Annotated in this window: 13 protein-coding genes and 1 pseudogene; 7 read left to right on the plus strand and 7 right to left on the minus strand. The window is 61.1% G+C overall.

Annotation, left to right across the window (positions count from 1 at the left end; all coding sequences use genetic code 11):
- Positions 1 to 33 precede the first annotated feature (33 nt).
- The 3 genes from pcaF to LPU83_RS64150 are packed head-to-tail and all read right to left on the minus strand — an operon-like array spanning position 34 to position 2,881.
- Entirely contained in the window at positions 34 to 1,239 is a 1,206-nt protein-coding gene (gene pcaF, locus LPU83_RS64140) for a 3-oxoadipyl-CoA thiolase (protein WP_024314360.1), read from the minus strand.
- Positions 1,240 to 2,022, minus strand: a complete 783-nt coding sequence (locus LPU83_RS64145; RefSeq protein WP_024314361.1) for a CoA-transferase subunit beta — start codon at positions 2,020 to 2,022, stop codon at positions 1,240 to 1,242.
- 10 nt (positions 2,023 to 2,032) lie between these two features.
- Positions 2,033 to 2,881 carry a CoA transferase subunit A gene (locus LPU83_RS64150; RefSeq protein ID WP_024314362.1) on the minus strand — a complete coding sequence of 283 codons (849 nt, stop codon included), beginning with the start codon at positions 2,879 to 2,881 and terminating at the stop codon, positions 2,033 to 2,035.
- A gap of 128 nt (positions 2,882 to 3,009) precedes the next feature.
- Here LPU83_RS64150 and LPU83_RS64155 point away from each other — a divergent pair, with 128 nt between their 5' ends.
- Positions 3,010 to 3,765: an IclR family transcriptional regulator domain-containing protein gene (locus tag LPU83_RS64155; protein ID WP_040680863.1), complete on the plus strand. Its 756-nt coding sequence runs from the start codon at positions 3,010 to 3,012 to the stop codon at positions 3,763 to 3,765.
- On the opposite strand, the pseudogene LPU83_RS64160 reads toward LPU83_RS64155, so the two are convergent.
- Positions 3,762 to 4,632: pseudogene (locus tag LPU83_RS64160) on the minus strand (helix-turn-helix domain-containing protein). The gene LPU83_RS64155 and the pseudogene LPU83_RS64160 sit on opposite strands and share 4 nt — an antisense overlap.
- A 116-nt stretch (positions 4,633 to 4,748) precedes the next feature.
- Here LPU83_RS64160 and pobA point away from each other — a divergent pair.
- Positions 4,749 to 5,921, plus strand: a complete 1,173-nt coding sequence (pobA, locus tag LPU83_RS64165) for a 4-hydroxybenzoate 3-monooxygenase (RefSeq protein ID WP_024314364.1) — start codon at positions 4,749 to 4,751, stop codon at positions 5,919 to 5,921.
- A gap of 87 nt (positions 5,922 to 6,008) precedes the next feature.
- Here the strand turns inward: pobA and LPU83_RS64170 are convergent, their stop codons facing one another.
- From LPU83_RS64170 to pcaQ, 3 genes are all read right to left on the minus strand, one after another.
- Positions 6,009 to 7,601, minus strand: a complete 1,593-nt coding sequence (locus tag LPU83_RS64170; RefSeq protein ID WP_024314365.1) for an adenylate/guanylate cyclase domain-containing protein — start codon at positions 7,599 to 7,601, stop codon at positions 6,009 to 6,011.
- A gap of 232 nt (positions 7,602 to 7,833) precedes the next feature.
- A complete protein-coding gene (locus tag LPU83_RS64175; RefSeq protein ID WP_024314366.1) occupies positions 7,834 to 8,262 on the minus strand; it encodes a lipocalin-like domain-containing protein in 429 nt (142 codons plus the stop codon).
- 61 nt (positions 8,263 to 8,323) lie between these two features.
- Entirely contained in the window at positions 8,324 to 9,247 is a 924-nt protein-coding gene (pcaQ, locus tag LPU83_RS64180; protein ID WP_024314367.1) for a pca operon transcription factor PcaQ, read from the minus strand.
- A 144-nt stretch (positions 9,248 to 9,391) separates the two neighbouring features.
- Here pcaQ and pcaD point away from each other — a divergent pair, with 144 nt between their 5' ends.
- The 5 genes from pcaD (at position 9,392) to LPU83_RS64205 (ending at position 13,101) form a co-directional block, all read left to right on the plus strand.
- Positions 9,392 to 10,201: a 3-oxoadipate enol-lactonase gene (gene pcaD, locus LPU83_RS64185; protein ID WP_024314368.1), complete on the plus strand. Its 810-nt coding sequence runs from the start codon at positions 9,392 to 9,394 to the stop codon at positions 10,199 to 10,201.
- Complete coding sequence (gene pcaC / locus LPU83_RS64190; RefSeq protein ID WP_024314369.1) at positions 10,198 to 10,599, plus strand: 4-carboxymuconolactone decarboxylase; 402 nt, start codon at positions 10,198 to 10,200, stop codon at positions 10,597 to 10,599. The genes pcaD and pcaC overlap by 4 nt, the downstream gene beginning before the upstream one ends.
- Positions 10,600 to 10,609: 10 nt before the next feature.
- On the plus strand, positions 10,610 to 11,359 hold the full coding sequence (gene pcaH / locus LPU83_RS64195) for a protocatechuate 3,4-dioxygenase subunit beta (RefSeq protein ID WP_024314370.1): 750 nt from the start codon (positions 10,610 to 10,612) through the stop codon (positions 11,357 to 11,359).
- Positions 11,359 to 11,973 (plus strand): protocatechuate 3,4-dioxygenase subunit alpha, encoded by a 615-nt coding sequence (gene pcaG / locus LPU83_RS64200; RefSeq protein WP_024314371.1) that lies wholly within the window; start codon positions 11,359 to 11,361, stop codon positions 11,971 to 11,973. The genes pcaH and pcaG overlap by 1 nt, the downstream gene beginning before the upstream one ends.
- Before the next feature lie 75 nt (positions 11,974 to 12,048).
- A complete protein-coding gene (locus LPU83_RS64205; protein ID WP_024314372.1) occupies positions 12,049 to 13,101 on the plus strand; it encodes a 3-carboxy-cis,cis-muconate cycloisomerase in 1,053 nt (350 codons plus the stop codon).
- Positions 13,102 to 13,106 lie beyond the last annotated feature (5 nt).

The raw sequence follows: 13,106 nt of genomic DNA on the forward strand, positions 1-13,106 counted from the left end.
GTCCTGCCGCGTCGCTTTCTTTTGTCGCGCGTGTCAGGCGCGCTCAAGCGCGATCGCAATCCCCTGCCCGACACCGATGCACATGGTCGAGAGCGAGTAGCGTCCTCCGGTTTCGCGCAGTTCGATCGCTGCTGTCCCGGTGATGCGCGCGCCGGACATGCCAAGCGGATGGCCAAGCGCGATCGCTCCCCCGTTGCGGTTCACCCGGCCGTCGTCGTCGGCTATGGCGAGTTCGCGCAGAACTGCCAGGCCCTGCGATGCGAAGGCTTCGTTGAGTTCGATCACATCAAACTGGGCTTGCGTCATGCCCAGCCGGGACATCAGCTTGCGCGACGCCGGAATCGGGCCGATGCCCATGATGCGCGGCGGCACGGCGGCCGCTGCTCCCCCCAGAATGCGGGCGATCGGGGTCAGTCCATACTTTCTGACCGCAGCTTCGCTGGCGATGATCAGGGCGGCAGCGCCGTCGTTGACGCCGGAGGCATTGCCGGCCGTTACCGTCCCGCCTTCCTTCTTGAAGGGAGTGGAAAGCTTGGCAAGCGCTTCCATCGTGGTCGCACGCGGATGCTCGTCCTTGTCGACGACGACAGGATCTCCCTTGCGCTGCGGAATGGTGACCGAGGTGATTTCCTTTGACAGACGACCGCTTGCCTGCGCAGCCGCGGCCTTGGCCTGGCTGCGTACGGCGAAGGCATCCTGATCCTCGCGCGCAACCTTGTAGTCTTTTGCGACGTTCTCGCCGGTCTCCGGCATGGAGTCGACGCCGTATTGCTTTTTCATGAGAGGATTGATGAAGCGCCAGCCGATCGTCGTGTCGTAGATCTCGGCGTGGCGCGAAAACGCCGTCTCGGCCTTCGGCATGACAAAGGGGGCGCGCGACATGCTTTCGACGCCACCCGCAATCATCAGGTCGGCCTCGCCGGCACGGATTGCACGGGCAGCGGCGATCACCGCATCCATGCCAGAGCCGCAGAGACGGTTTATCGTCGTGCCGGGTACGCAGAAGGGCAGGCCAGCCAGCAGCGAAGACATGCGGGCAACGTTGCGATTATCCTCGCCAGCCTGGTTGGCGCAGCCGAAGATCACGTCGTCGACGGCTTCCCAATCCACCTTGCCGTTGCGCTCCATGAGCGCCTTGACGGGCACGGCGCCGAGATCGTCGGCACGAACGGTTGCAAGCGAGCCGCCGAAGCGGCCGATTGGGGTGCGGATATAATCGCAGATGTATGCATCAGCCATTTACGCGGCCTCCTTGTCGCCCTGATGGGCCTTTTTCGTGCGCGCATTGATGTCGCGCAGTGTCATGAGTTCGGTGTCGCTCGGGACCGGGGTCTCGATGACTTGGTCGGCAAACTTGATCGACCAGCCGCAATTCTCGATGATCTGCTGTCGGCTGACGCCGCGATGGATTGAGACGACCGTAAGCTCCTTCGTCGCCGGATCCGGTTCGAGAATGCAGAGATCGGTGATGACGCGGGTCGGCCCCTTGGTCGTCATGCCGAGACGCTCGCGGTGATTGCCGCCTTCGCCGTGGCCCATGGAGGTGATGAAGTGGAGTTTCTCGACGAAGCCGCGCTTGGAAAGCGCCATGGTGATGAAGATCTGACCGCAATTGCTGGCGATCTCGGGCGCCCCACCACCACCTGGCAGGCGTACTTTCGGATGATTATAAGGGCCGACCACCGTCGTGTTCAGATTGGCGAACTTGTCGATCTGGGCGCCGCCGAGAAAGCCCGTGGTGATACGGCCGCCTTGCAGCCAGTAGCGGAACATTTCCGGCACCGATACGGTGAAAAGCGCAGTGTCGCACAGTTCGCCATCGCCGATCGACAGAGGCAGCACGTCCGGTTTGGTGCCAACCGTGCCGCTCTCGTAGATCAGCGTGATATCAGGTGCGTGCGTCAGCCGCGCAACGTTGCAGGCGGCCGAGGGTGCGCCGATGCCGACGAAGCAGACGTCGTCGTTGGTCAGCGCGCGGGCTGCGGCAATGGTCATCATTTCGGTAGGGGTAAAGTCGTTCATTCTTTCCTCCTCACGCAATCTTCCTTGCATGCTTGGCAAAGTCTTCGGGGCTCGCCTGCATGACGTTCTCGTCGATCCATGTCTGGAAGGTATCGCGATCGCGGGCGATCTCGTCCCAGGCGATGTAAAAGGCGTTCGAGCGCGGATAGTAGCCCTGCGCATAGGATGGGAATGCGCCGCCCGGCACGTTCGCCACCGCGCTCACGGCCCAGGTCGGCAACACGACCGAGTTTGGCGATGGCGGGTCGAGCTCATCGACGATCTCCTCGACCGTCACGATCGAGCGCTTGGCGGCAAGCACGGCTTCCTTCTGCACGCCGACGATGCCTTCGAGCAGGACGTTGCCCTTGCGGTCGGCACGCAGCGCGTGAATGATCGTGACATCGGGGCGAATGGCCGGAACGGCGGCCAGAACCTCGCCGGTGAAGGGGCAGGTGACGGACTTGATGTTCGCATTGACCTTGGGAAGATCGGCGCCGATATAGCCGCGCAATGCGGCAAACGGCAGATTGGCCGCCCCCGCCTCGTAGGCATTGGCCATGGCCGCGTGGCTGTGCTCTTCGATTTCCAGCGGCCGTGGCCACTGGTTCTCCACCGCATCGCGGAAGCGATGCAGTGAGCCGACGCCCGGATTGCCGCCCCAGGAGAACTTCATGCCGCGCGCGGCCCCAACCCCGATCAGCTGGTCGTAGAGAATGTCTGGGGTCATGCGAACCAGATAGAGATCCTTCTTGCCCTGGCGGATCACCTCGTGGCCGGCGGCATAGGGGATGAGATGGGTGAAGCCCTCCATGGCAACGGTGTCGCCATCCCTGACGTTTTCAGCGACGGCTTCCTTCAACGATACGATCTTCGCCATGTGGCCTCCCGCAATCCTGCTGTCGAATGCGGGCCAATAAGCGCTTCTGCAAAACCGGCGTCAAATATTTTGTGCGTTATTTGACATTTGTTCGTATATCGCACAAAATAACGGCGAGGAGAACGGTGATGCGTGAAACAGATTTTGTCAGCGGCTTTGCCCGAGGTCTCAAGGTCATCGAAGCATTCGAGGAGACGCGCCAGCGCCTTTCGATTGCCGAAGCCGCGAGGCTGACCGGGCTCGACCGCGCCACGGTGCGGCGCTCGTTGCTGACGCTCGCCGAACTTGGCTATGCCGATTATGACGGCAAGTTCTTTGCCCTGACGCCGAAGATCCTGCGGCTCGGACACGCCTATCTCTCTGCAACGCCCCTGCCTGTTCTTATCCAGCCCCATCTCGATCAGTTGTCGGAGAAGGCTGGGCAGAGCGCGTCAGCCTCGGTGCTCGACGGCACCGAGATCGTCTATATCGCCCGCGCCTCGCAGCGCCGCGTCATGTCGATCAACCTGACACCCGGCAGCCGCCTTCCGGCCTACTGCGCCTCGATGGGTCGGGTGCTGCTTGCGGCGCTCACGGAGGCCGAAGCCAGATCAATCCTCGCCCGCACCGACCTCAAGCCCAACACGCTAAATACCAAGACAGATGTGGAAGAACTGGTGCGGGAGTTCGGGCGCGTGCGCGAACAGGGCTATGCGGTGATCGACCAGGAGTTGGAAATCGGCCTTTGCTCGATTGCCGTGCCCGTCGAGAACGACCGCGGACAGACGGTGGCGGCCATCAATATTGGCGCACCGGCCGCCCACGCGCCGGCCGCCGATATGCCGGTCCGCTATCTGCCTCTGCTCAAAGAAACACAGAAGGCTCTGCGCCTGGTGTTGCGCTAGACGCCACGTTTGGCCCGTTCTGCTACGCGCCATGCGCGCGGTGTCTGGCCGGCCTGTTTGAGGAAGAAGCGCGAGAAATAGGCAGGATCCGAAAACCCAAGCCGGTAGGCGATTTCCTGGACGCTGCCGAAGGTGAAGACCAGCTCGCGCTTTGCCTCGTCGAGGAGTTTGCGGGCGATCAGCTCATGCGCTCCGTGGCCGGTCGTCGCGCGCACGATCCGATTGAGGTGCGTCGGCGAAATGCCGAGCGCCTTGGCATAGAAGGCAGCCGGCTCATGCGACTTGAAATGCCGCTGGATCAACCCGTGCAGCAGCTCCATCGGCAGCCCCCTGATCTTCCTGCTTTTCGGAAGACAGCCGCGCTGCGATGAGCAGGGCCGATGTCAGATAGGACTCCAACAGGTCGTTGCGCCCGGCCCGCTGCTGCGCGAATTCGTGCCCCAGTCGCTGAAGGCAAGCCGCGACATAGCGGCCGTCCTCATCGTCCATGTCGAGTTTCGTCAGGTGCGGCGATGCCATCCATTCTCCGAGCCGACTGCGGTCGCCGGGAAAGGCCTTCAAATGCGAACTCAGTACCGTGATGACGAAGCCGCCAACATCCCTGGAGAAGCGAAATCCGTGATCGAGGCTTGGAGGAACAGTGATCACCGACTGCGGTTCGATCGGGTGCCAGACGTTTGAAAACATCGCCTCCCCAGAGCCGCTATCTATGTACAATATCTGAAAAAAACTGTCATGGCGGTGCGGCCGGATCTCCCAATGATGCAGGCTGCTCCTCGATGGAATCGTTTCGCAATGCAGCCAGAAATCCGGCTTTCCTCCGGTTTTCTCCCCGTAGAGCTCATATGTCGGAACGATCCTCGCCACCGTCGCCTCCTCTCTGTCCTATGTTCGATTAGTGCAATTTCATGATGGAATTGTCCATTGCTGACGGGCCCCCTGCCACGTCAGAATTTGGCAAAAGACAAGTGCGGGAGGACAGCATGCGCACACAGGTAGCCATCATCGGCTCGGGCCCCTCGGGGCTTTTGCTCGGCCAGTTGCTATCGCAGGCCGGTATCGACAACATCATCCTCGACCGCGTTGGAAAGGACTACATTCTTGGTCGCGTGCGCGCCGGAGTGCTGGAGGAAGGAACCGTTGGTCTCATCGACAAGGCAAAGGCCGGCGCGCGCATGCATGCCGAGGGGCTGCCGCATGATGGCTTCTCGCTTGCCTTCGACGGGCGCGATCACCGCATCGACCTCTTCGACCTGACTGGCGGCAAGCGCGTCATGGTCTACGGGCAGACAGAAGTCACCCGGGATCTGATTAAGCAGCGCGAGATCAGCGGGGCGCAGACGATCTACGAGGCGGCGAGCGTCGAGCCGCACGACTTCGACGGAGGGGTGCCTTACCTGACCTACGAGAAGGACGGCGCCACCCACCGCATAGACTGCGATTTCATCGCCGGCTGCGACGGCTTCCATGGCGCCTGTCGCAAGACAGTGCCGGAAAAGTCGCTGCGTACCGTCGAGAAGGTCTATCCTTTCGGCTGGCTCGGAATTCTGTCCGAGGTTGCTCCCGTCAACCACGAGTTGATCTATGCCAACCACCCGCGCGGATTTGCGCTTTGCTCCATGCGTTCGCAACATCGCAGCCGCTATTACATCCAGTGTCCGGTGGACGAAAGGGTTGAGGACTGGAGCGACGATCGTTTCTGGGACGAGTTGCGGCGTCGCCTGCCTGTGCACCATGCCGAGGCGCTTGTCACGGCGCCCTCCTTCGAGAAGTCGATCGCGCCGTTGCGCTCCTTCGTTGCCGAGCCGATGCGGTTCGGCCGCATGTTCCTTGTCGGCGATGCCGCCCATATCGTTCCGCCAACCGGCGCCAAAGGCCTCAATCTCGCCGCGAGCGACGTGCACTATCTGTTTTCAGGCCTCATAGAGCATTACCAGGATCGTTCGAACGCAGGCATCGACGCCTACTCGCAAAGGGCGCTTGCTCGGGTCTGGAAGGCGGTTCGTTTCTCCTGGTGGATGACGACGATGATGCACCGGTTCCCAAACACCGGTGACTTCGACCAAAAGATTCAGGAAGCCGAACTCGACTATCTGACGCATTCGCGCGCAGCCTCGACTGCGCTTGCGGAAAATTACGTCGGCCTTCCCTACTAGCTCCCCTTCCGCCATCCACGGAAGGGCGCATGGAGAGCGGCGGTGGTTGATGCGTCCCCACCGCTGCTCGCCCGCTCTGGCAAGGCATCAAGAGGCGCTTGGCGCCTGGGCATCGATCGCAGCCATTGCTTCGGCGAGCGCAGCGCGCACGCGTGCGCGCTCATCCGGGTCAAGTTGCGCCACATCGAGATGAAGGTCGAGGCCCGCAAAGTGCTCACTCAGCACGCGCAGATTTTGATCGGCGCCCAACAGTCCGTTGACGGCATAAGGCACCACCTGGCGGTGAATGCCCTTCATGGTGATCGGCGGCAGGGGCGTCGCATCGACGATGTCCTTCACGAGTGCGTAGGTTTCGTAGCTGATGACGATCTTCCCACCCTCGGCAATGGATTGCAGGCGCGCGGCCAGATTGGCTTCGGCGCCGATGATCGTGTAATCCATGCGATCGCTGCTGCCGAAATTGCCGACATTGCAATAGCCTGAGTTGATCCCCATTCGCACCATGAACGGTTCCTCCGTGCCGTCGAGACGCCATTTCTCCTTCAGTTCGCCAAGGCGGCGTTGCATATCGACGGCCATCCGCAGGCAGGCTTTTGCGTCTTCGACAGCGCCATTCGTTTCCGGATCGCCGAAGAATACCAATACCGCGTCGCCAATGAACTTATCGAGCGTGCCGCCATGCTTGAGTGCAATGGCAGACATCTCGGTCAGGTATTCGTTCAGCATTTGCGTCAGCGCTTCCGGCTGCAGCCGCTCGGTGGTGGCGGTGAAATCCTTGATGTCTGAAAAGAAGATAGTCAGTCGCTTGCGCTCGGTCTGTACGACGACATCCCTCTGGCCGCTGAAAATGCTCTTGTAGACCTGAGGAGACAGATAGCGCGAGATCTTCATGGAGATGCTTGCCAGAAACTCGTTGGCCGATTCCAGTTCGCGGTTGACGCCCTGAATGAGGGCGGTCTGGCGCTGCTGGAAAACGATGAAGCCGATACCAAGCCCTGCCATAAACAAGAAATAGAGCAGCAGGTATTTGAAGGCGAATACGGTGTGGGCAAAGGGTTGCTTGATGATCACTTCCTGAATGCCGCGCACATCGCCGACTTTCCAGTCCGTCTTCGGGCTCTCCGGATGGGCGTTGTGGCAGGCGACACATGCCTCAGCCATGATGACCGGCGTCACAAGTCGAAATGTATTCGTAAAGCCGCTGCGGTTGATCTTGGTCGGCGTCTGCTTGGGATCGGCACGCAGCGCAGCCAGAGCATTCGTTTCAAAAGCATCGAGCGGATGCGGCGCGCGCCGCTTGAACGGCAGATCGGAAAGGAAACGATAAGTAATATTGGCTTGCTGCTGCCGGATGACATCACCCAGTTCGAGCGAGAGCGTTGCCGGGATCGGAATCGCGCCGGGTATGTTGGCATAATCGTGTGTCACGACCGTTGCGATGTCGCTACCGGCCGCATGTGCTGCAAGAATGCGGCCGACGACGTTGCTGGCATAGTAGGAGCGGATGCTGGTGATCAGCGAGCTCATATCCTCCGCCTGACGTTTCACGGAGCTTTGCGAGAGCGTGCTGACGTCCATCCAAACGGCAATCGGCAAGCCCGCCAGCAAAGCCAGGATCAATAGGCTGATGAAATATCCGGTGTTTCGTGCGGCCCGGCCACGATCGGTCTTACGGGTCACGGCAGGCTCCGACGAATATCAACCCGCGTTCGCGCGAAGTCGGTTTGCGCAAGCGGCGTCGCCACCCGTTTGTTCATGCAGTGGCTTGGGTCGAAAATCCTGCCAATCATCTTGGAAACTGGGTCCTCTTCGCAGATTGCCATTTCGGAAGGAGGAGCACGCGTCCATCCATGCCGTCAACTGCTCGCTGCCGGCCAAAGTTGGAGGCATAGAGGGATGCCCGCCCGCCCTCTCAGATCTTCCGGAACTCGAGCTCGTATATGACTTCGTCGCCGGTCGTCGGATCCACGCCCGGCGCGCCGCTGATGACCAACCGCTTGCCGTCGATGGAGAATGGCCTGATCAGGTCGCTGACGCCCCAGGCCGGATTCCAGCTGGCATCGACATGGTGGATAACGCGGCCGTTATCGAACGTGTAGCTGCCGGCATAGGCGAGCATGCTATCGAAGAGCGCGACTTTTTCTGAATCTGTCGGCATTTTGCCGTTGGCTCTTGGCCGTTCGCTGCTGACGACCAATGCCATCATTCTACCGTCCGGTTGATAGGATAGGAAACCAACGGGATCCGGGCCCATCGCGTCGGAAACGGCGCCGGACGAAACCATCTTGCGTTTCCACGACACCATTCGCCAAGTTCCATGTAAAGCGGCTGCACTTCCCATAGGCTCCCCCATGCGCCGTTGCATTCGCGGAGCATATCATGGGGCCAGCACATGGAACAGGCTATGGCTTTGCCACGTCTGCAGCCGCTTCCCGCAACGTCTGCATGAGGATCGATAGCGGCAGCGAGGGGATGGCATCCGTCCGCATCGTCAGGCCGACCGGTCCCTTCGTCTCGCTCGTGTCGATTGGCAGGACCTTCAACAGGCCGTCGGCGATGTCGGTGGCGACGACGCCCGTGGAAATGATCCAGATGGCGTTACTGGTGCGCACAAAGGCGCGGCCAAAGGAGTCCGAAACTGTTTCGATCTGGTTTGGCAGGCTGGCGACGCCGTTGGCGATCAGGAAGCTTTCCACAAACGGCCGGATGATCGAAGCCCGGGTGGGCATCAGGACGGTGTATTCGCCGAGGCTGGCAAAGAGCGATTGCTTGCTCTTGAGCAAGGGGTGGTCGGCACGAACCGCAAAGACGACCTGCTCGGAATAGAGATGTTCAAAGGAGAAGCCTGCCATCTTCTCCGCGCCGGCAAGGCGCCCCACAACGAGATCGAGATCCCCGACCCGCAACTGCTCCAAAAGCACTGCGTTCTCCCCCGTGACGATCTTGATGCGGCTCCAGGTGTTCTCCTTGAGGAAGAGTTCCATGGCGCGTGGCATGATGCGGGTCGACACCGTTGGCAGTGCGCCGATTCGGATCGGCGGCGCCTCGCCGAAACGCTCCTGCGAGACCGAGTCGAGCCCCTGGCGCAGCGCCGTCAGTGCCGCCCCCGCGTGGCGGAGAAAGACGTCGCCATAGCGGGTGATCTTGATGCCGCGTCCATCGCGCTCGAAGACCGCGACGCCCAGCACGTCTTCCAGCTCGCGGATCGTCTTTGTCACCGCCGGCTGGCTGACATTGAGCAGTTCGGCAGCCTTCATCACGCTTTTCTGACGCGCGACCTCGACAAACGTCTGCAGATGACGAAACTTTACGCGACTGTCGACCACGTTTCATAACTCCCGAGTTATCGAAATGCCACGAAATATCATTTTACCTAACCAGATTAAACATTCAATTTGAACCTGGGTCTGCGCAGGATCTTTCATCAGTCGACCGCGACGTGTTGGATGTGCGCGGAGAGGAGATTGGCCGTGCAATTTGCCCGCATCAACGACATTGCGATCCACTATCAGCTGATTGGAGGTCCCCCCGACAAGCCAGTCATCGTCTTTGCCAACTCACTCGGGACGGACTTCCGCATCTGGCGTGACGTCATCGTCCGGCTGGCCGGGGACTATGCGATCGTTGTCTACGACAAGCGCGGCCACGGGCTTTCCGATGTCGGCCAGGTCCCCTATTCGATCGAGGACCATGCCTCAGACCTTGCCGGTCTGCTCGATCTTCTGGCGGTGAAGCGGGCTTTCATGTGCGGGCTTTCCGTGGGCGGGCTGATCGCGCAGGCGCTCTATAGGGCGCGTCCAGACATGGTGCAGGGGCTGATCCTGTGCGACACCGCCCACAAGATCGGCACGGCCGAGAGCTGGAATGCCCGGATTGCCACCGTCGCCAGCAAGGGGATCGGCAGTATCGTCGATGGCGTCATGGAGCTCTGGTTCACGCCGGCCTTCCGGCGACCGGAGAACACGGCCTATCACGGCTATCGCAATATGCTCGTGCGCCAGCCGGTGGAAGGTTATCTCGCCACCTGCGAGGCGATCCGCGATGCCGACTATACGGAGGCGGCTGCCAAGATCAGTGTTCCGACGATCTGCATTGTCGGAGACCAGGATGGCTCCACGCCGCCTGACCTCGTGAAGTCGACCGCCAAGCTCATTCCCAATGCCTCCTTCGAGATTATCCGCGACGCCGGCCATATCCCTTGCGTGGAGCAGCCGGACGTGCTGACCGCAATCATCAGGGCATTCATCGGACCCGCATTGCATGGAGAAAACAACCCATGAGTGAACTCCCGTCATCGGAGCGCTTTGAGCAAGGGATGGCCACGCGCCGTGCCGTGCTCGGCGACGCCCATGTCGACCGCGCCGTGGCAAGCTCGACGCCGTTCGACAAGCCGTTTCAAGACCTGATCACGGAAGCCGCCTGGGGACACGTCTGGTCGCGTCCGACGCTAACGCGCCGCGAGCGATCGATCGTGACCATCGCTGTCTTAGCCGCGCTCGGCCAGGACGACGAGGTGGCGATGCACGTTCGCGCCACCGCCAACACCGGCGCCTCTCGTGACGACATCTGCGAAGCGCTGCTGCATGTGGCGATTTATGCCGGCGTTCCCGCTGCCAATCACGCCATCAAGATCGCCAAGCATGTTTTCGAACAGATGGACGCCGGCAAGGCGGCCTGAAAGGCATAGGATGTCCGACCTCCCTAACCGCATGCCCGAAACCGGCGCCTTCTTTGCACGTGACCGAGAATGGCACGCGCCCGCCTTCACCCCCGGCTACAAGACGTCGGTCCTGCGCTCGCCGCAGCGCGCCCTGCTTTCGCTCGACGGCACGATCTCGGAGATCACCGGTCCTGTCTTTGGCCATTCGATGATCGGCGAACTCGACAATGACCTGATCCACAACTTCGCCAAGCCAGGCGAGAGCGCCATCGGCGAGCGCATCGTGGTTCATGGCCGCGTGCTTGACGAACGCGGCCGGGCGGTGCCCGGTGCGCTTGTTGAATTCTGGCAGGCCAATGCCGGCGGCCGCTACCGCCACAAGAAGGAAACCTATCTTGCCGCCATCGATCCGAACTTCGGCGGCTGTGGGCGCTCCATCACCGATGAAGACGGTCAATATGCGTTCCGTACCGTTCGTCCGGGCGCCTATCCCTGGCCGAACGGTGTCAATGACTGGCGACCGGCCCATATCCACTTCTCGATCTTCGGCCACGGCTTTGCCCAGCGCCTGATCACACAAATGTATTTCGAGGGGGATCCGATGATCTGGAAGTGTCCAATCGTCGGCACGATCCCCGACAAGCGCGCCATCGAGCAATTGATTGCGCCGCTCGACTGGGGCAACACAATTCCAATGGATGCACGCGCCTATAAATTCGACATCGTGCTGCGCGGTCGCCGCTCGACGATGTTCGAAAACCGGCCGGAGGGGAACTGATGGTACAGCAACTCGGCTACCTGAAGGAAACGCCTTCGCAGACGGCGGGTCCCTATGTCCATATTGGTCTGACCCCGAACGTGTGCGATATCAACGGCGTCTACGAGGCCGACCTTGGCACGGTGATGGTCAACGACAAAACGCTTGGCGAGCGCATCAGCGTCAGCGGCCGCGTCTTTGATGGTGCCGGCGCGTTGGTACGCGATGCAGTTATCGAAATCTGGCAGGCAGACAGCGCCGGCCTCTACAATAGCCCCTCTGACATGCGTGGTACGACCGATCCGAACTTCTCCGGCTGGGGGCGTTGTGCGACACGCGCCGACGACGGCGTCTTCGTTTTCGACACGATCAAGCCCGGCCGCGTCCCTTTCAAGGACGGCCGCGAGATGGCGCCGCACATCACTTTCTGGATCGTCGCGCGCGGCATCAACATCGGCCTGCATACGCGCATGTATTTCCCCGAAGAGACCGAGGCAAACAAGACAGATCCGCTCCTCATGCGCATCGAGCAGAAAGAGCGCGTCGATACGCTGATCGCCACGCGTGAAGGATCGACCTACACCTTCGACATCCGGCTCCAGGGAGACAGGGAGACGGTGTTCCTGGATATCTGACCCGCAAGCTGGTGCGGGACCTAGTAAACGCGACGATTCCCGGCGCAGTTATCGGTCCTTGCAAGAAAGACGCCGATGACCATCTCACCTTTCGATCACCCCTTCCTCTGCGGCCTGCTCGGCGATGGCGAAACGGCGTCGTATTTCTCTGCTGATGCGGATATTCGCGCCATGCTTGCTTTTGAGGCCGCCCTCGCCAAGGCCGAGGCGGTCCATGGTCTGATTTCGCCTGATGCGGCTCGCCGGATCGGTGTCGTTTGCGCCACATTTGAACCGGATCTTTCCCAGCTCAGAGCCGCCACGGCCTGCGATGGCGTTGTCGTTGCCGATCTCGTCAAACAGCTTCGCAAAGCCGTGGGCAGCCCGTTTTCGGATTGTGTTCACCTCGGCGCCACCAGCCAGGATGTCATCGACACCAGCCTGATGGTTCGGCTGAAGGCCGTCGCGTTCCTGTTTTCGAACCGCCTTTCAAAGATCGCACAAGCATTCGACGACCTCGACGCGAGGTTTGGCAAGGCCCGCCTGATGGGGCGCACACGCATGCAGGCGGCCATTGCCATCACCGTGTCCGATCGTCTCCGGGCCTGGCGCGCGCCGCTCGAGGGCTATCGCGACAGGCTGACCGAACAGCGGTTTCTTGTGCAGTTCGGCGGCGCCGCCGGAACGCTTGAGACGCTTAAGGACAAGGCGCCGCCCATACGGGCCGCTCTTGCTCAGGAGCTCGGGCTTGGCGACGAGCCGCAGTGGCAAAGCCAGCGCGGGTTAATAGCAGATCTCGCCAGTCTGCTTTCCCTCATCAGCGGAAGTCTTGGCAAGTTTGGCCAGGATATTGCGCTTCTGGCGCAGGCCGGCGATGAGATCGGGCTTGCCGGTGGCGGTGGTTCGTCCGCCATGTTCCACAAGCAGAACCCAGTCGCGGCCGAAACTCTGGTTGCCCTTGCGCGTTTCAACGCAACCCAGCTTTCCGGTATTCATCAGTCGCTCGTGCACGAGCAGGAGCGCTCCGGTGCGGCCTGGACGCTGGAATGGCTCATTCTGCCGCAAATGGTTATGGCTACGGCCGCTTCGCTGCGTCTGGCATTCGAGCTGACGGGCAATATACGGCGAATTGGCGCCGCAAAATCATAACCCCT

The organism is Rhizobium favelukesii (assembly GCF_000577275.2).
Lineage (GTDB): Bacteria > Pseudomonadota > Alphaproteobacteria > Rhizobiales > Rhizobiaceae > Rhizobium > Rhizobium favelukesii.